Origin of the sequence: Sulfurimonas sp. HSL3-7, assembly GCF_039645985.1 — a bacterium.
GTDB lineage: Bacteria > Campylobacterota > Campylobacteria > Campylobacterales > Sulfurimonadaceae > Sulfonitrofixus > Sulfonitrofixus jiaomeiensis.
This window is the reverse complement of record NZ_CP147919.1, coordinates 2382240-2400548: the sequence shown is the minus strand read 5'-3', so window position 1 is coordinate 2400548 and position 18309 is coordinate 2382240. Positions and strand designations below refer to the sequence as shown.

At 49.9% G+C, this 18309-nt stretch carries 18 protein-coding genes; 10 read left to right on the top strand and 8 right to left on the bottom strand.

The features are described 5' to 3' along the window. Positions 1-2: 2 nt before the first annotated feature. Positions 3-821, bottom strand: coding sequence for a hypothetical protein (locus WCY20_RS11825; protein ID WP_345975380.1), 819 nt, complete (start codon positions 819-821; stop codon positions 3-5). A 279-nt stretch (positions 822-1100) separates the two neighbouring features. Between WCY20_RS11825 and WCY20_RS11820 the strand changes: the two genes are divergently transcribed. Next, complete coding sequence (locus WCY20_RS11820; RefSeq protein ID WP_345975378.1) at positions 1101-1583, top strand: mechanosensitive ion channel domain-containing protein; 483 nt, start codon at positions 1101-1103, stop codon at positions 1581-1583. Positions 1584-1615: 32 nt separating this feature from the next. Here WCY20_RS11820 and WCY20_RS11815 read toward each other — a convergent pair whose 3' ends face one another. Then, positions 1616-1855, bottom strand: coding sequence for a hypothetical protein (locus WCY20_RS11815; RefSeq protein ID WP_345975376.1), 240 nt, complete (start codon positions 1853-1855; stop codon positions 1616-1618). A 509-nt stretch (positions 1856-2364) separates the two neighbouring features. Here WCY20_RS11815 and WCY20_RS11810 point away from each other — a divergent pair. After that, a complete protein-coding gene (locus WCY20_RS11810; RefSeq protein WP_345975375.1) occupies positions 2365-2613 on the top strand; it encodes a hypothetical protein in 249 nt (82 codons plus the stop codon). Positions 2614-2621: 8 nt separating this feature from the next. Continuing rightward, positions 2622-3014: an ester cyclase gene (locus WCY20_RS11805; protein WP_345975374.1), complete on the top strand. Its 393-nt coding sequence runs from the start codon at positions 2622-2624 to the stop codon at positions 3012-3014. 208 nt (positions 3015-3222) lie between these two features. Here WCY20_RS11805 and traF read toward each other — a convergent pair whose 3' ends face one another. Further along, a complete protein-coding gene (traF, locus tag WCY20_RS11800; RefSeq protein WP_345975373.1) occupies positions 3223-4527 on the bottom strand; it encodes a conjugal transfer protein TraF in 1305 nt (434 codons plus the stop codon). A 227-nt stretch (positions 4528-4754) separates the two neighbouring features. Here traF and aguB point away from each other — a divergent pair, with 227 nt between their 5' ends. Both aguB and WCY20_RS11790 read left to right on the top strand, forming a co-directional pair. Then, on the top strand, positions 4755-5603 hold the full coding sequence (aguB, locus tag WCY20_RS11795) for an N-carbamoylputrescine amidase (protein WP_345975371.1): 849 nt from the start codon (positions 4755-4757) through the stop codon (positions 5601-5603). Next, complete coding sequence (locus WCY20_RS11790) at positions 5600-6310, top strand: endonuclease (RefSeq protein WP_345975370.1); 711 nt, start codon at positions 5600-5602, stop codon at positions 6308-6310. Before aguB ends, WCY20_RS11790 begins: the two co-directional genes overlap by 4 nt. Here WCY20_RS11790 and WCY20_RS11785 read toward each other — a convergent pair. Further along, on the bottom strand, positions 6307-7164 hold the full coding sequence (locus WCY20_RS11785) for a DUF234 domain-containing protein (RefSeq protein ID WP_345975368.1): 858 nt from the start codon (positions 7162-7164) through the stop codon (positions 6307-6309). The genes WCY20_RS11790 and WCY20_RS11785 overlap by 4 nt on opposite strands. Positions 7165-7560: 396 nt before the next feature. Between WCY20_RS11785 and WCY20_RS11780 the strand changes: the two genes are divergently transcribed. Next, positions 7561-7872, top strand: a complete 312-nt coding sequence (locus tag WCY20_RS11780; RefSeq protein ID WP_345975367.1) for a hypothetical protein — start codon at positions 7561-7563, stop codon at positions 7870-7872. Between the two features lie 106 nt (positions 7873-7978). On the opposite strand, the gene WCY20_RS11775 is transcribed toward WCY20_RS11780, so the two are convergent. Beyond that, complete coding sequence (locus tag WCY20_RS11775; protein WP_345975365.1) at positions 7979-9253, bottom strand: DNA polymerase IV; 1275 nt, start codon at positions 9251-9253, stop codon at positions 7979-7981. Between the two features lie 65 nt (positions 9254-9318). Then, positions 9319-10323 carry an HD domain-containing phosphohydrolase gene (locus tag WCY20_RS11770; protein WP_345975364.1) on the bottom strand — a complete coding sequence of 335 codons (1005 nt, stop codon included), beginning with the start codon at positions 10321-10323 and terminating at the stop codon, positions 9319-9321. 133 nt (positions 10324-10456) lie between these two features. Here WCY20_RS11770 and WCY20_RS11765 point away from each other — a divergent pair, with 133 nt between their 5' ends. The 3 genes from WCY20_RS11765 (at position 10457) to nfo (ending at position 13116) form a co-directional block, all read left to right on the top strand. Then, positions 10457-11476 (top strand): aldo/keto reductase, encoded by a 1020-nt coding sequence (locus WCY20_RS11765; RefSeq protein WP_345975362.1) that lies wholly within the window; start codon positions 10457-10459, stop codon positions 11474-11476. A gap of 28 nt (positions 11477-11504) precedes the next feature. After that, positions 11505-11927 carry a hypothetical protein gene (locus tag WCY20_RS11760; RefSeq protein ID WP_345975361.1) on the top strand — a complete coding sequence of 141 codons (423 nt, stop codon included), beginning with the start codon at positions 11505-11507 and terminating at the stop codon, positions 11925-11927. Between the two features lie 334 nt (positions 11928-12261). Beyond that, the gene (gene nfo, locus WCY20_RS11755; protein ID WP_345975360.1) at positions 12262-13116 is read left to right on the top strand and encodes a deoxyribonuclease IV; all 855 of its coding nucleotides are present in this window, start codon (positions 12262-12264) and stop codon (positions 13114-13116) included. 127 nt (positions 13117-13243) lie between these two features. On the opposite strand, the gene WCY20_RS11750 is transcribed toward nfo, so the two are convergent. Further along, complete coding sequence (locus WCY20_RS11750; RefSeq protein WP_345975359.1) at positions 13244-15334, bottom strand: hypothetical protein; 2091 nt, start codon at positions 15332-15334, stop codon at positions 13244-13246. A gap of 8 nt (positions 15335-15342) precedes the next feature. Next, complete coding sequence (locus tag WCY20_RS11745; RefSeq protein ID WP_345975357.1) at positions 15343-16662, bottom strand: OmpP1/FadL family transporter; 1320 nt, start codon at positions 16660-16662, stop codon at positions 15343-15345. A gap of 297 nt (positions 16663-16959) precedes the next feature. Here WCY20_RS11745 and WCY20_RS11740 point away from each other — a divergent pair, with 297 nt between their 5' ends. Further along, positions 16960-18156, top strand: coding sequence for an outer membrane protein transport protein (locus WCY20_RS11740; protein WP_345975356.1), 1197 nt, complete (start codon positions 16960-16962; stop codon positions 18154-18156). Positions 18157-18309: the final 153 nt, after the last annotated feature.

Sequence of the window (18309 nt, the reverse complement as noted above, 5' to 3'; positions counted from 1 at the left end):
CCCTAGGCCTCTTTCGGATAGTAGGCGATGGTGTTGATGGAGGCTTCGCGCATCAACTTCTCTATGGGCATCTCCCTCTTGAAAATTGAGGCCACGGAGAGCCGTTTGGCGCCGATTATGACCAGCTGTGCGGTGGATTTGGCGATATGGGTGAGAATGCTTTCGGCTTCATTTTCAGTAAAACCGTGCTCGATATGAAGAGCAAAATGCATGCAGTGCGCCAGTTTCCTGTAGTGCCTGAGGTTGTAGTTTATCTGGCCGAGCCGTGCTCTGGCTTTATGCATATCGACAGTGGCAAGCGACACTTTTGACATGCTTGATACCGAGTAGATCTCTCCGGAAGCCTGATAAGCAGAGGCCAAAGAGGCAAAAAAGGTGAACTTTTTGACCGAAAGTCTATCCTCTTTGATAGAGAGTATCATCGAGCCAATATCCACAGTTGAGTCTATCTTGACGATACGTACAATGGCGATATCGGTATTGAGGCCCATTTTGGTCAGTGCTTCGCTGAAAGAGCCGGTGATAAAGCTTTTATCTTTGCGTGTACTGCAGAAGATCACATCGGCATAGATACCCGAGAGGAGGGTCCGGATCGTTTTTTTAGGCGGTCCTTCAAGGATAAGTGCTTCGGTTTGGACCGCTTCAGCAAGCGCCAGGGTCGTGATACGCTCGATGCTTGCTCTTACCTCATTCAGGTCGTCTTTTTCGTTTTGTATATGGAGCAGAAGAAGAGGAAAATCCTGGCTTTTTGCATACTTCAGGGCATAAAACGCCATGCTTTCTGCCGTGATGGTACCGTTGATGGCAGCGATAACTTTCATAGAAGCTCCTTTGTCCCGTCGATCCCTGTAGCAAATAGTGTACACTAATTAACTTTTGCGGGGTGTAAAGAGCAGTGTCCAACAGTCAGATAAAAGAGGGTGGTTAAGGAAGCCTGTTTGCAAAAACATGCCTGTCAACGGGCAAAGTGTCCACCTCCGCATCCCCTGAAAAAGTGCTCTTTTGATATACTTCTATACTTTACGGCCTGACGGTTTACTCTTGAATGATCCGACCTGCCGCCATGAGTATCAGTAAACAGCATCGGAGTACGCAAGAGGATGAGTTCAAATATATTGTGGAGTATTGGCGCAGCTTTTCTGGCCTATGTGGGCTTTCGACTTTTCAAACGCCTCCTCAGGAATATTGCACGGCGGAAGGGGGTTGCCGACAAAAGACTTTTCTATATTGAAAAAGTCTTCGAGCTGCTTTTTGTCGTGGCGGCGCTGATCGTTATCGCATTCATCTGGAGCGTCGACATCAAAGGCGTCTCTGTTGTCGCTTCATCGATATTCGCTATCATCGGAGTGGCAATGTTCGCCCAGTGGTCGATCCTTAGCAACATTACGGCAAGTATTATTATCTTTTTCACCTTTCCGGCAAGAGTCGGCGACAAGATAAAAGTTATTGACGGGGAGAACAGTATAGAGGGAACCATTCAGGAGATCGCACTTTTTCAGGTTGAACTCAAAGATGATGAAGGCAATGTCGTGTTGTATCCGAACAACCTCTTATTACAAAAACCGGTGATAAAGATCAAATAGCGCTCTTCGCAGGCGGTCTATTCCGATCAAAGCTACTGTTCCGGCTGCACCTGCTGTTCCGGCTGTTCCTGTGCAAGGAGCAGGCATTTGTCATAAGCCTCCTGGCACTGCTCATAACACTGGCTTGAGCCGTCAGCGGCATTGTCGCACTTTTCGACGCAGGCTTCATAGGCCTGGTCGCATTTGGCGGCAGCGTCAAGCTCTTCTGCCGCCAGCGGGGCGGACAGCAATATTAAGAAAATAAGGGTTTTTAGTAGTTGGACGGCCTTCATTCGATAACTCCTCTCTAATCACGGTTCTATGATTGCAACAAGATCGTTCTGTCGCGGGCGCTTGCATTGGCAGAGAACGGCAGACGTCTTTCGCATGTGCTCTATCGGCACAAAAAGCGCAGGCGGCACCGATCTGAAAATAAGCTCTCTGTATTATCCATTGATAAATTATACATCCAAAAAAATCGTTTGCAGCTAAAAGTTTCTTAACGAAACGCCGTACGGATTGCGCTTCGGAACAGATCGGGGAAATTCTTTTCACGGGGAGATCCCATAATTACGGTGTCAGTACGGGTGTATTTCCGGTCTATGTTATTACTGTAATTTATCGGAAAAAGGAGTATAATTGTTTACTCAGATTAACGGCCCACTTTTTGAAAGAAAAGCCTTTGAGTCACATTGGTCGCTGTCGTGGTGATCACGGTTTTTTTTGGCTGTGTTTGATACTGGCTGTCAAACTTTTGTTTCTTACTAGAGCACATTACGCTTTTGTCTTTATCGAGGATCCGATGAAAGTATCTGATATTGTATTGGAAATGGAACTAGGTGGCGTTGATGCGGCGGATATCGCCGATATCGTATCTCTTTGCGAAAGCAGAGGTTTTAACAGTGAGACGATCGATGATGAACTCCTTAAACGGGGTTATGACAAGATCTTCACAGTGGATTATGATGCGTATGACGAATACGACGAGTGGGAAGACGATGAATATGCATCCGTCGAAAAGTTTTCGCATAAACCGCACTATATAGATTAAGGGCAGGAATGGAGAACAAAGAGCTGATCAGAGCGTATTATGATATGTGGAATGATCAGGATTTTACCAAGGCAGAGACGCTGCTAGATCCGGATGTCCGCTTCCGCGGTTCGCTGGATATCACGGCCAATGGCATCGAAGGTTTTAAAGAGTATGCCCAAATGCTTTTGCATGCGTTTCCAAACCTCTACCATGCGGTAGAGATCATGGTACAGGAAAACAATCTTGCTGCGGTCTATGTCACCTATACGGGTACCCATAAGGGGCCCGTATTTGATTATGAACCGACCGGCAGACGTATCTGCTATTCGGGCGCATCATTTTTTCAGTTCAAAAATGGAAAAATAACCAGTATCAATGTCCTCGGAGACTTGAACTCGCTTCACAAACAGCTCAGCTGAGCGTTACGTACAGGGTTTGACGGACCACTAAAAACCCTGTCTCTTTATCAGCATACCGGTTCTACGTATCAGCCATGCGGCGCGTAAAAAATGGATGCTGTCCGCTTCAAACTCCATCGGAAATCCCGTTAACTTTATATTTTTTTATTAACGCGACAAACTCCTTCCTCTGCAGAAGAAGTGTTTTTTAAGTTAAGAGGTGAGCTCTTTACCAGCGTGAGATAAGCGCCAGGTTGACTTTCGCGTACTGCGGAATGCTCGTACCGTCAACTGTGCTCTTATTGCCTGACATCTGGCCGGAGAGATCGACCTGGAACCACTTGACACCTATTCCCAGACCGGCTGTATAGATAAGGTCTGACTTATCGTTAGCGTCAAGGTTTTTCATCAACCCTGCACGAAGAGAGAGGGCAAAGAAATCGGTGAAAGGCTCATAGTTTACACCGCCGCCGATCATCTGGCTCTCGAGATCCTCATTCAGCATCTTGTTGCTGGTGAGGTCGATATCGGCAGCCACTTCCAGGGAGTCCAAGATCCTGTAGGCGACACCGGCACGGACCATCGGGTCGATCTTGTAAGTGCCGCCGTCGTAGAAGTCGAACTTCGGCGCGTTGATATTTTTGGCGACAAGGCCGAACGTCAGGTCGTAGTCAAAAACGGGCTGGTAGGCAAGCCCGAGATCGATACCGAAGTTGGAACTCTGCTCATCTTTCTTGAGATCGTTTCCGCTATCCTCATCGGAATTGTCGATCTTCATCCGCTCGGTATAGGTCAACGCGTGCATATATTTGAGCGCACCGCCCACCATTACATTACCGATATTCGTTTCGAAATTGCGGCCGTAGGCGATAGGGACTTCAGCGAGGGTCACCCCTGTTACGTCCATATAGGTCAGATTATTGTTGACGGCGTATTCGATCGAGTAATCAGTGTAATCGGCGGCAGAGGAATTAGTTAGGTTGAGGGTGCTCTCGTCGATTTTAGAATAGCCGGTTGGACTAAAGCTGTTTTCAAAGATGAGCTGATCATGTGCCTGATCGACCACTGCGGTCGCTGCAGAGTCGGAACTGCCGAAGAGACCGAAACCGAAATTCTGGACCTGGGCCGCAAGATAGGCCTGAGGAGCTAGGCTGATGGCATTACCGTCCATGTCGACAATGATGTTTTTCCCCTCGATAAGGTTCTGCTTGTCTTCTTCTGTCAGCGTTAAGACATCCTGTGATGCTCTGTCGAGGGTGTCGATAAAATCGACATCATCAAGTTTCTCGATCGATGCACCGGCACCGTGGTCGTATTCGCTGATACCGCCGCCGAGAGAGACCTCTACGCCGTAGGGTGTCTTGGCCAAAAGGGCGGGGTTATTGTAGGTCGCGATGGAGCCGGCTGAGCTGGCAACGGCAGCGCCGCCCATCGAGACCGATTTGTAGCCGAGTGTCTCAAATTTGAGCGCGTGGAGCGAACTGCCTCCCAGAAGCAGGATAGTGGAAAGTGATAGGGCTAATTTTGATTGCATGGGACTCTCTTTTTTTTTGTGTATATTAGCACAAAAATATTACGGGTACAAAACAGTCCCTCACCCGGGCAGTAGGGAAGTTATTCGGGCAGGAGTACAAAAATCGGTGTTTTATAGTGGTATAATTTCTTAACAAAAAAAGTGCTCTTCGGTATTAAAAGAGGGTTGAATTCTGCCTGTGATACGATTGCAGGAGCATAATAAAAGTGTTGGAAAGAGGAGTTGTGATGGTCAAAGTAGCCGCGATCCAGATGGCAATGAGTGAAGACAAAGAGGCCAATGCCGACAGGGCGGAAGCGCTGGTCAGAGAGGCGGCTGCTAACGACGCGCAGATCATTCTGCTGCCGGAACTTTTCGAGGGACTTTACTTCTGCAAGGATATGGATGAGAAGTACTTCTCCTGGGCACAGGAACGTGAAGGGCACCCGCTTATCGGCCGTTTCAGTGCAGTGGCGAAAGAACTTGGGGTGGTGCTGCCGCTGAGCTACTTCGAGAAGTCGGGGAGCGACTACTTCAACTCCCTAGTGGTGATCGATGCCGACGGCACCGTTATGGAGAACTACCGCAAGACCCACATCCCGAGCGGTCCGGGTTATGAGGAGAAGTTCTATTTCAAACCCGGCGATACCGGCTTCAGGGTCTGGCAGACCGCTTATGCCAAAATAGGCGTGGGCATTTGCTGGGACCAGTGGTTCCCGGAGACGGCGCGCTCGCTCGCCTTGATGGGAGCGGAGCTGATCTTTTACCCGACGGCGATTGGCAGCGAACCGGAGATCCATGTCGATTCGAAAGCACACTGGCAGCGGGTCCAGCAGGGACACTCCGCGGCCAATACGGTACCTGTCATCGCCGCCAACCGCATCGGCGAGGAGGCGGGCGAGAGCTGCACGCTGACCTTTTACGGTTCGTCGTTCATGAGCGACTATACCGGCAGTAAGATCGCCGAAGCCTCACGGGACGAAGAGACGGTCATCTACGCCGAGTACGACATTATGGAGAACCGGAAACAGAAAGAGTACTGGGGACTCTTTCAAGACCGCCGTCCTGAGATGTATGAAAAGATATGCCGTTCATGATGAAGTACTTTCTTCTTGTCTTGACGGCAATAACGCTTTTCGGACGGGGCTATGAGGCGCCCGAAAACCGCACGCAGGCAATCAAACTGATCAAAAAGATACATTTCGATTACAAAAAGACATGGCTCAACAGCTGTGACTACACCTACGATCTGCAGTCGTGCATGGACAAGACGATGGTCGATACCTCGACCTGCAGTGTTCAAGAGCAGAACCAGACGGTGAAGTGGATACAGGTCGTTCCCGACAGCTTCTACGGGCGTAACAGAGAGTGCATGAACGAAGAGGTCTGCGTCAGTAAATATACGGGGAAAAATTATAAAGGGAAGCGCTGCTGCCGTCAGAGCGATGCGGCGTACCGAAAGATGGAGGCCGACCTTTTCAACTTTATTCCTGTCGTTTCATCTATTGCCGACAAGCGCAAAGATCAGATCTTTATGAAGGTAGACAAAGCTGAATATGTGGTCGGTAAGGTCAAGATGGATGCCAAGGCGATAGAACCGCCGGATAACCTGAAAGGCGATATCGCCCGGGTCTATCTCTACATGAATGAACGCTACGGTCTGGACCTCACCTTGGAAGAGAAAGAGGACTATTATTACTGGCATAAACTTGATTCGGTCGACAAACGCGAGTGTGCTATCGCAAAGACGATCATGAAGATTCAGGGTTCTACAAACCGCTGGATCAAAGAGGGGTGCCGCTAGAACGGTAAGGGCAGGCCTTCGATTAGATCGTTCTCAATCAAATCGTCAAGGAGGCTTCTGAAATCTTCGAGATCGTACAGCTTCAACCCCTCTTCCTTGTGTGCCTCCAGTTCGTTGGAAAAACCTCGTTTGGCAAAGAGGGCGATGATATCGGGTTCGACCCCGGCCGTCTCGCATTTTGCCTTTAGCTTGGCCAATTCGCTTTTATTGATCTTGGTATTGGTGTATTTGCATTCGCAGACGATCACTTTGCCTGAACGTGTTTTGGCAAGGATATCGATCTCGACCAGCCTATCCCAGTAGCTGCCCACTTCGACGATGGGATCGTGAACGAAACTTTTTTTGAGCAGTTCGATAGAGAGCTTTTCGAAATCGAGACTGCTCCAGTTCTGTTCGCGCTCTTTGAAACGGGACATGATAGCATCGTAATCGCCCTGGCAGATCGCCTTTGCGCGCGGCGAGACGAAAGCGAACCAGAAGCGAAGAAACGGGCTGGTGAAATGCAGCTTGTCGGAGATGCGGTGGCGTTCGATCTCTTTTTTGAGCTTTTGCTGCGGGTGTTCGCGCTCGGGAGGCAGTTCCCGTGAGGGTTCACGTTCTATCAGGCCGCTTTTGCAGAGGTAATCGATCGCTTCGTTACCGCTGTCGTTGGAGATGCGTGCGTGTTTGAAGGCCGAATGGGTCCGCCGGTCACCCCAGGCGATGGCGGTCAGGATGGTGTTGAAGACCCTGTCGTTCAGCGTGTAATCGGCGATGATATTGTGTAAATGGCCGTAGTTTTCCAAAATTATTTCGTCGATCGCTTCAAGAATAGGCATGTCGGTATCGACTTCCCACCCCAATCCGCCGAACACGGCGAAATAATCGATTGCCGCTTCGAGGGAATGGGGGTAGTTGCGAAAATAGAATGAACGGAACTGCTGCAGTAAAGACGGGTTGTGTATGGGAAACCTTTTGTTTTTGATGCTTTAATTATAGCGCATCGGTGTATGGAAATCAGTTTTCAGTCTTTGGAACAGATTGCGGATATTTTTACTGGAAGGTCTGTTGCGTCAGGACACTGAAGTTTCGGCAGACGTGCCGAAACGGGCGGAGGTTGAAAGTCGCCCATTTTAATTACTTGCTAGTGGCCGGGAGGGTACCGTACTTTCTTCTTTTTGCGTTAGTTTTTCTTCTTTGTACGAGCAAAGAAGAAAAAGTGACATCCTAGTGCTATAAAGACATTCTAAAAAACAGCTACTTTTATTCAGTTGCTATTCTTTCTTTTTTTCGACGCAAAAAAAGAAACAAAAAAAGCTCTCGCAACGGCTTCGCGGTCAGCCTTTACGGCTGACTACCTTCGCTACACGCTGTTTATTGCTAAAAAGCCCAAACTCGCCTTACGGCTCAAACAATGTGCTTTTCTTAACGCGATAAACAGAGCTTCGCTCAGCGCTGCAGATGTTCCGCAAACAGACGCATTGACTTCCCTCACATTATATGTACGCTGGCAGTTTTTGATTGTCAAACACTGCTATAGTTTCATTGATCTTTTGGGCAGTGTAAGTGGTGGTGTTGCTTGAAACGGTATGTCTCACCGTCGTAAACTTGTCGCGAATATTCTGCGGAACCTTCGACCTCTGCTAATATATCTTCCGTTTATTGATTTTCTTCAAGGAGGTGTTGAGGTTACAGCTCCCCTCCCCACTGCAGGGTATCCAGCCCGTATTTCTCACGCAGGGCAGAGGTGCTTTGGGTGAGGCGGTGGCGCTTGCTATCCTCATCATACTCAAGCAGAGAGAAGGTGTGATGGTTGCTCTGGGTAAAAGCGCTGCAGGAGAGGCCGAGCCGGATCGCTTTGAGGTTTCTGTACTGATCAGCTTTGGTAAAGAGATCGATCATGATCTCCCGAAGGTAGGATTCGCTGAAGAGACGGTCAACGGTGATATTGGCATGCGCTTTTTGGTTCATCTCGTAACGGATGGAAAAGCTGTAATGGGTGGGCAGTTTTTTCATCCGGATCAGTGCATGCGAAAGATGGCGCGACAGGATGATGACACGGCGCTGCAGCTCTTTGCGGTCTATCTCCGGGTCAAAGGTGCGTGAGATCCCGATGGATTTGCGTTCGCGTTCCTGTTGCAGCGGTGTTTTGTCAATGCCGCAGACCCGTTCGTAGAGGTCGCGTTGGGACTTTGTCGAGTGCAGGAAGAGATGCGGATGCTTTTTGATTTCGCCGAGGGTATTGAGGCCGAGGCCTTGAAGCTTCGCAGCCGTTCGGCGGCCGATTCCCGGAAAACTCGTAATAGGAAGGTCGTGTATAAAACGATCTACTTCATGCGGATAGACCACCCTTGTACCGAAAGGTTTGGCCGCATTGGTGGCCATCTTGGCGGTGAACTTGGAATAGGCGGCACCGATGGAGAGGGGCAGGTCGAGTACCGCCATCACCTCGTTTTTCAGGTCGTTGATAAATTGCGGCACATCGCTCTCCTCCACCCACCCGTCAAGATCGCCGTAAAATTCATCGATGCTGCCCTGCTCGATGAGCGGGATGCGCTTTTGCAGAAAACGTTTGAGTTTGTAAGAGAGCTCCTGATAAAGGCGCATGTTAGGCTGTTTGATGATGATACCAGGACAGCGCTGAAGTGCTTCGCGAATCGTACAGCCTGTTTTGATCCCGAAAGCGCGTGCCTCATATGAGGTGGTGGTCAGCATGCCCCGTATGCGCCCGTCCGCGTCGATGAATTTATGCAGATCGTTCTGTTTGGAGGAGCGGTGCTCGAAAAAGTAAGCCGGAACAAAGGCGCCGCTGTTCTTTAAATTGAGAAACTGGCGGCTTTTTTCATGCGAAAATATCTTGGTGTCACCCCGCCCGCCGATCCCGACGGGTTTGCCCATAAGGCTTTTGTCGAGAGTGCGTTCGGCAGAGACAAAAAAGCAGTCAAGATCGATATGTATTTTCATGCCTGTGAGTATAGCAGGAGTATGTATGAGGTGACAGATTTATGGCAAAGTGAAAGCGGTGCTCTCTAGTCCGGGAATGTATCGCGGATCTTTTTAAAGCGGCCGAAATTATTGATAAAAAGCTCCACCAGCTGCGGGTCAAAATGTTTGCCGCTCTCTTGTTGAATAAAGGCGAGTATTTCAGATGATTCCCAGCGTTTTTTATAAGAGCGCGGTGTGTCGAGCGCATCGAAGACATCGGCCAGGGCCGCGATCCGTCCAAGTATGTGGATCTCTTTGCCTTTAAGACCGCGAGGATAGCCGGTGCCGTCGTAATGTTCATGGTGCTGCTGTGCAACAATGGCAGATGCTTTCAGCAGAGGACGCGTGGATTGCGAGAGAATCTCATAGCCGATATCGGGATGTCTTTGCATAACAGTGATCTCTTCATCGGTGAGTGTTCCGGGTTTGTTTACGATGGCATCGGGAATACCGATCTTGCCGACATCATGCATTGCGGAGGCAAGTTGAAAGATCTCAGCTTTTTCCTCATCGTAACCGGCCAGTATGGCAAGCAGTCTGGCGTACTCGGAGACCCGTTTAATATGGTTGCCTGTCTCGAGACTGTGGACATCGGTGATGCGGGCGATGGTATAGATCAGTTCGCGCTGGGTCTGTTCGATCTCCTGGTCCTGATAGTGCTTGAGTTTAAGATGGGTCTTGATGCGGGCAAGAAGTTCAACTTTTTGAAACGGTTTGGTGATATAGTCCACTCCGCCGACCTCAAAACCGTTGCTGATTCCCTCTATATCCGACATCGCCGTTAAAAAGATCACGGGAATCTCGGCCATCGCCTTTTTGGATTTTTTGATGATTTGGCAGGTTTCAAATCCGTTCATCTCCTCCATGATGATGTCAAGCAGGATCAGATCGGCCGTAAGCCCCTCGTGCAATAACTCGATCGCCTCTAAACCACTTGAAACAGAGGTGACGGTGTAACCGGCATCCTTGAGAATCTTTTCGATCATGATGCGGTTGGTCTGCGCATCGTCAATCGTGAGAATATGAAACTTTTTTTCTTCAAATGACATGTTTAAAGGTATCCGTTTCGCCTGTGAATAATTAAGTATAACGCCATTTAATAAATCGTAGCTAAAGTGTTTTTGTAAGATGTTCCTTCAAGCAACTTGCTACAATTATGCATTATTTTTGGATGGTGACGTAATGCAATACCGTTATATCGGCCGGTCGGGCCTGCGAGTGAGCCCGATCTGTATGGGAACGATGACCTTCGGGACACAGGTTCCGGACGAAAAGACCGCCTTTGCCATCATGGACAGGGCTTACGATGCCGGTGTCAACTTTTATGACACCGCAGAGCTTTACCCGGTGCCGCCCCAGGGCAAGCTGGTGGGAATGACCGAAGAGATCGTAGGGCGCTGGCTAAAGACGAAACCGCGTGAGAGTGTCATCCTGGCAAGCAAAGTTGCCGGGGCGGCGTCCGGGTGGTTTGTACCGCCGATCCGCCATGCGCTTACGGCGATCGACCGTTTCCACATCGAGCGTGCGGTGGAAGGATCGCTAAAGCGTTTGGGGACGGACTACATCGACCTTTACCAGATGCACTGGCCGGACACCGTTGTGCCGATCGAAGAGTCGATGGAAGCCTTTGACCGATTGGGAGAGAGCGGTAAAGTGCGCTATATCGGCACCTCGAACGACAGTGCTTACGGGACGATGAAGGCTTTGAGCGTCTCCAAGTATGAGAAGCTGGCACGTTTCGAGTCGATCCAGAACAACTTTTCACTGTTGAACCGCCGTTTTCTGGACGAGCTTTCCACGCTCGCCATCAACGAGAAGATCTCGCTTCTGCCCTATTCCCCTCTGGGCGGGGGTGTGCTGAGCGGCAAATACAATCAAAATCCAGAGGCAAAAGGGCGTTTCAGTGACTACCTCAAGTCGCCTAACCAGCGCCAGCGTCTGATGGCGCAGCGCTTTTTGAACGATAAGACATTGGCCTCTACCCAGGAGTATATTCGCATCGCCAACGAAGCGGGTCTGCATCCGGTCACTTTGGCGACGGCATGGAGCAAGCAGTTTGATTTTGTCGCTTCGACGATCATCGGCGCCACGTCGCCGGATCAGCTGGATGCCTCTTTACTGGCGATGGAACTGACACTTGATGATGAGGTTCTGAGGGCCTGCGACGCGGTACATGAGAAAATTTTATATCCTATGGGCTAGTGCCTTTATCCTGCTGTTTGGCGGATGCATGGCAAAACCTTATGTTCAGACCGATGCGGCGACCATCGTCTTAAAGTCATCAAAGCTTAAATTCGCTGATACCGGGTATGTGCGTAGTAATGAAGAGCTTGTCGCTCTCGAACTCTTTTCAGCGGGGCAGGCCGTGGCAAAGATCGAAGTGGAAAAACTGATCTGCATCGAGGGTGAAGGGTGTATGCGCAAAAGCAGTTTCAATGCAGAATATCTGAGTCAAAAATATCCGGATACCCTGCTTGAAAACATTTTGCGTTCCAAGCCTATCTATAAGGGAAAAAATCTTGTAAAAGATGATAATGGGTTTGAACAGCGGATCGTCAATGATGAGGTCGATATCCGCTATACGATCAGACCGGGTACGATCTATTTTAAAGATCGAAAAAACAGTGTATTGATAAAAATAAAAAAACAGTAGTGCGCAGCCAGAGGGACTTTGTTCATCTGGCATATTAAATAGGTCAGGCGCGGCATAGGGCGCGCGGGCACTCCGCCGACAAGCATCAACAATGCAGTGCATGGGAGGCATTAAATGCCGATTCGTAGGAGAACTCAGCATTAGCGCAGCCAGAGGGACTTTGTTCATTTGGCATATTAAACTGGTAAAGTACGCCAAGGCGTACGGGCACTCCGCCGAGGAGAACTCAGCGTTAGCGTAGCCAGAGGGACTTTGTTCATCTGGCGTATGAAATAAATAAAAAGGATTTTAATGAGTAAGATAAGTATTAAAATACAATGCAGGGAGGCACTAAATGCCGAGTCGTAAATTTGTCGGGGCGCATACTTCAGCTGCAGGCGGGGTATTCAACGCCCCGCTCAATGCGATGGAGATCGGGGCGAAAGCCTTTGCTCTCTTTACCAAGAACCAGCGCCAATGGGCGGCAAAACCGCTTGATACGGAGACGATCGATCTTTTTAAAAAGAATCTTGAACTCAGCGGCATCCTGCCCAAACATGTCCTGCCGCATGACTCCTACCTGATCAACCTTGGCCACCCGGAGGCGGACAAGCGTGCCAAGTCTTTTGACGCCTTTGTCGATGAGGTCGAACGCTGTATGCTGCTGGGGCTGGACCGTCTCAACTTTCACCCGGGTTCGCACCTTAAAAAGCACAGTGAAGAGGCGTGTCTCGATGCCATTGCCGAGAACATGAACCGCACGCTTGAGCGGACATCGGGGGTCAGCCTCGTTCTTGAGAACACCGCGGGGCAGGGGAGCAACCTCGGCTGGAAGTTCGAGCATCTCGCCCATATCATCGACAAGATCGAAGACAAGTCGCGTGTCGGGGTCTGCATCGATACCTGTCACATGTTCACCGCGGGTTACGATATCCGCACCAAAGAGGTTTACGATGCGACCTGGGGCGAGTTCGAGAAGGTCATCGGGTTCAACTACCTGATGGGGATGCATATCAACGACTCCAAACCCGACCTCGGTTCGCATGTGGACCGTCACGACAGCATCGGCAAGGGGAAGATCGGCCTGGATGCGTTCGGGTTTATTATGAACGATGAGCGTATGGATGACATCCCGCTTATTCTTGAGACGATCGACGAAACGATCTGGGCCGAAGAGATCAAGCTGCTGTATTCGCTCGAAGAGAAGTAAGCGAATCGTTAAAAGAGGGTACAGCATCCCTGCCGTATCAATAACTTTCGGAAAAGGAGAGGTTTCCTACCTCTCCACTCTGCCGATATGAATTTTGTATTGTCGGTACGTTGCGGCTGGAACACTGCTATTTTTGGATGATCGCAGGATTAGCAACTTGAATCGCCGTCCCGTTTGAACCGATGAATGAGATCAATTCGGTATGAACCTCAATGAAAGCATCCATACTGTATTGCGGATCGAGCGCGGAACGGTGTTCCCCTTCGGTCAGTTTTGTGACTGTTTTTGTACTGCTGGTCAGATAGATATCTCCGGAAGAAAGCCCTGATGTATTGATGTCTTGTGCTCCCGTAAAATCGATAAACGGTTTACCGCCGGCTAACGGTGCTGTCGCCACAGTATAGGGGATATGCTGGTCGCCGGAGCCTTCTGTACCGTCACCAACGGCAGCAATCTCCAGGATAGGCAATGTTCCTGCGCCGACAGTTGCTGAATAGTTCGCCGGATCCGCATCATCGACCAGTGTCTGCGATGCAAGCATGAACGCATCATACTCCGCCGTACCCTTTATGATCCCTTTCGCAGCCAGCCCTGATTCGATCGCCGGTCCAAAGACGGCAGAGTTATCAAGCAGCGGTATAAACTGTTGCCCCGGCATAGCCAAAACAGCCGAAGAGAGTGAAGTTGTATGGTTTAAAAAACCGATTGATGCCATGTTTCCCAATGAATGGGAGAGAAAACTGATGCGCGTAGGATCAAAGGTGATGCCGCTTGCCGCAGCGATCGCATTTTGCAGTTGAAGCAGGTCGGAAGTTGTTTGATGAAGGTTGTCGCGGGTAGTGATGACGTTGGGAAGGTTCATATAGTGTGCACCCGTCGAATCAATAATACCGTCAGAAGTATAGCTTTGAATAGCGTAGCCATACCCATCTATCCATATTTCGGTAGCCAGATCCAGATCATACGTCCGCTCGATTCCTGCTTTGTAAAACGGATTGCTATCGTCTGTAACACCGTGCAGCGGCAGGTCGATGGCAATACCCGCATAACAGGCTTTGGCGAGGGTCTCGCCATAGACAAAAAGGTCGGTACGGTCACGGGTGATACCGTGCTGATAGATCACTACCGGCCAGCCGTTGGTAGGCATTGTACAGCCTGATGTACTGTTTGGAAGCGTCGCTATGACAGGGATGGTGACATTGGCCTCGAAGACAGGTGTGAACGGCGCACTGTAGGAGAATTCACCTTGAAACACAGGAAGCGGATTGGCTTGGGAAGCTTGTGGCATATATTGTGGCATAGCAGAGATATTCCCATCGTAGATCTCGGCATTGCCGTCCATTAAGGTTGTATCCATTCCAAGCATACCAAATAGAACCTTTGTCGTCATGCTTGTATCGCCAAGCGATAGAACACTGTCGCCGGTGGCCGCAGCGGCGATGTTTGCCTGGACCGCCCCGATCATCTGTGTGCGGAAACTCCAGATCTGCACGGTGTTGCTTGGGTCTTTACCTGCCAATGCCAATACTGTCAGCATCTGTCTGTTGCCCAGGCGGATCGTCTCAAGCGCCGCTGCCGTTTCTGCATCTAGAGAATCACTGGCTTCAACAGGGTTTGGGCTGAGGGTCAATGCCGTGGCAATATCGGGTGCTAAAACACGGCCGTTTGTGTCCTGCAGATCACTGGTGAGCACCACCATGTAGTTGCTCAGTGATGCAAGCGGTTTCAGCGGCAGGATGACAATGTTGCTGCCGCTCTGTGTCGGAATGTAGTCGACGCCGTACTGAAGTGTATTCGCGATGCCGGTGACGGCTCCCGAGGCATTGATGTCTACTTCATAGAGCTTCACACCGCCAGGAATGGTCGAAGGATCGAGCGTTGCGGTGATTGGTGCGGTGATCGGGGAGGTGGTGGAAAATCCTGTCAAAGTGTTGAGCTGACGTTTGATATTGGCATCCAGATCGCCTTCTTCGTACGGGATATTAAGGGTCTGCCCGTAATCGTAATCATCTGCCCCCGAACTGTTTGGTGCGAAGAGTATGTTGTTGGGGTACGGAATCAGCTCTGCGTCGGGATTGAAAATGGCATAACCGGCGATCTTGTCGTCAACGGTGTTGCCGACAAGGCTGTCCTGAAGGTCGGTGCTTCTGTCATCTTTACAGCCGCTAAAAAGCAGCACTGCTGTTGTTGCCGTGATCAACAATGTTTTGAAATACATAAGGACTCCTAGAAATTTACTGTCAGCTGTGCACTGAAGATGTCGATACTTGAATCATAATCGCCTTTGAGGGTGTGGTTCATCGAAGACTGGCTCGATTCAAAGGTGTTGTCGCTGGAGGCATCGTTGACAAAAAGATGGCTGTATCCGAGATCGAAACTGACGTTTTTCGCAAGTCTGTACCCCAGACCGAGCGAGACCCAGAGGCGGTCGTTGTCGGGAATGCGGGGGGTGCGGTACTTGCTGCTTTTTACCGCTTTTTGGTCGTACGCCGTACCAAGGCGCAGAAGAAGATCGTCGTTGAGATGATAGCGGCCGCCTAAAGCAACGCGCCACTGGTCCTGATAGTTCTCCGTCGTGACAGAGTCGGGCTGTTCCGGGTTGTCGTATTTGATGCGCAGCTCATCGAAGACGCTCCACTGCGTCCAGAGAATATCGAGCATCAGATCAAGCTTTTCATCGAGGGAGTGAAACGCACTGAACGATGCGGATGCCGGAAGGGTGACATCCGAATAGAGGGTTGTGTCCGTGAAAGCGCCTGTACTGACAACAGGCGCGGCGGAGGCGGGAACAGTGAAATCCGCATCGCCGATGACATGGTGTTTGACAGCGGAACGGTAGGCAAGTGAGAAACGTGTCGCTTCGTTCAGGTTGTATAACAGGCCGATATTCCATCCGAAAGAGAGATCTTCGCTGTTGTCGCCGCTGAGTTCGGCGAACCCGTCGGCAGATCCCGGTGAACCCAGCAGGGCTCCGAAATCGACAGCGCTGCTCATAGTGATATCGACATACTGCAGGCTGACACCGCCGCCGACGCTCCAGTGGTCATCGATCTTGTAGGCGATCGCCGGATTGATGTTGACGGTTGTCAGATCGGTATCGACTGCATGGTAGCGGCCGACCCAGTCATCGTCATATTCGGTTCCCAGTCCGAAAGGAGAATTGATGCCGATCCCGGCAAAAAGAGATTCGGTGATACCGGCAGTGTAGTAGAAATTTGGCACCAGCGCCGTTTTGCCGCCCTCGGAGTTCGGACCGTTCAGCGGGGTACCGTCCGCATAGGTGGAACCGGTGTCTGTAAAATCGGTCTTCGGGACAATCAGGTGCGCAGCTGCCACCGCGTTGTGGCCTTTAAGGCGGGTCATCGATGCCGGGTTAAACCAGATAGTGGAAGCATCTTCAGCTGCTGCCCCGCCGGAAGAAAAGGCGGAACCCATTCCCGAGGCAGCGTTTTCGATAATAGCAAAACCGGCACCGTGTGCAAAGGCCGCACCAAGTATGCTGGCCGCTATGAAAGAGCGTATGATTTTTGAATTTAGTACAGGCATTTCAGCACTCCCATCATTAAGTAAGTAATGTTTACTATAAAGAGGAAGCTATTAAAATCAGCTAAATATCATAGCTTTAAACTATTTTCGTTCATTAAGGGCATCATGTGATGCCGGACTGTCCTGTATCACGGTGTTTTCGCAACATATCAGCCTTTTAGTATGGAAAACAATACCTATTAATGAAAGCTATAAAGCATCTATGGCAAAATGGAGCGACTAACGCTTCCCTTGAAAGAAAAGCGTGTTTGCAAAGAGTTTAAGCAAAAAATGTTTGAAACGAAATCAGGAGAATAAATGAAAAAACTACTAGTTGTCTCAGCAGTCGCTGCAACATCACTTATGGCATCTGGATACAAGATCCCGGAGCAGTCGCTGAACTCGACGGCACTTTCCGGTGCGTATGTGTCCAATACATCTGCTGCGGACGCCGCGTATTACAACCCTGCGAACATGGCTTTTATGAGTTCGGACAAGCATCTTGAGTTGAATGCGATGTATATTCACCTTAATCCGATCGAGTTCAGCGGATCAGTAGGCGGCTCTGAAGATCATACGGCAGAGAGTGCATCGGAAGACTTCGTTATCCCGCAGATCTATGTTGTTAGCACACCTCTTGATGAAAATGAGGATTTTAGACTTGGTCTTTCTGTCAATGCACCGGCAGGGCTTTCCAAGCGCTGGCCTAGCGGGGTTGAAGCTGCATTTGCAGAAGAGTTCACGCTGAAAGTGATCGAGGTGAATCCTACCCTTTCATATAGGATCATGGACAATCTTGCTATCGCTGTCGGTGCCCGTTTCGTCTATTCTGAAGGCATTATTAAAACTTCATCTGAAGGGGGAGGACTTGATTTAGAGGGCAATAGCTGGGATCTGGGGTACAACCTGGCGCTTTCCTACAAACCGTACGAGAGTTGGGGTATGGCGCTAACCTACCGTTCCAATGTCGATTTGACGGAAGAAGGGGGCGATACATTTACCCACCCTACCTATGGTACTATGACCACTCCTGCTTCGGTGACAGTGCCGTTACCTGCTGTGTTGACTATTGCCACAGATGTCGATGTGACAGACAGCACAAATTTAGAGCTTGTCTATGAAAGAGCATTCTGGTCAGCGTATGACGAGTTAAATATTAAGATCCCTGCTTTTGGTACGTTGCCAGGGCAGCCTGCTGATAAAAGCTGGGAAGATACAAACACCGTCCGCCTGGGTCTGACGCAGGAACTGGATGATTATTTTGATCTGATGCTGGGGCTGGCATATGATGAGACGCCGGTTCCGGAGAAGACACTTGGATTCGAACTTCCGGACAGCAATGCCATTATCTTTTCGGGCGGTATACGCTGGGCCGTCAATGATGCGTTCGATATCGGTGCGGCCGTTTTATATGATGCCAAAGAAGACAGAACCGTTTCAAGTGATACGATAGATGGGACATTCAGCGGTTCAAGCGCCCTTCTGGTCAGCGTCGGGCTGGGCTACAGATTTTAAATTCTCTTTGCAGTTGCCCCTTTGCGGGCAGTTGCCTGCGTTATAACTCCTCCAAATTCCTTCTCCTGTATTGATCGCGGACGTATCAGAATAGAAACTGCCACTTTTAGTCCAATACCGTGTATGCTCAGCCAAACCGAATTGTTGTTTACA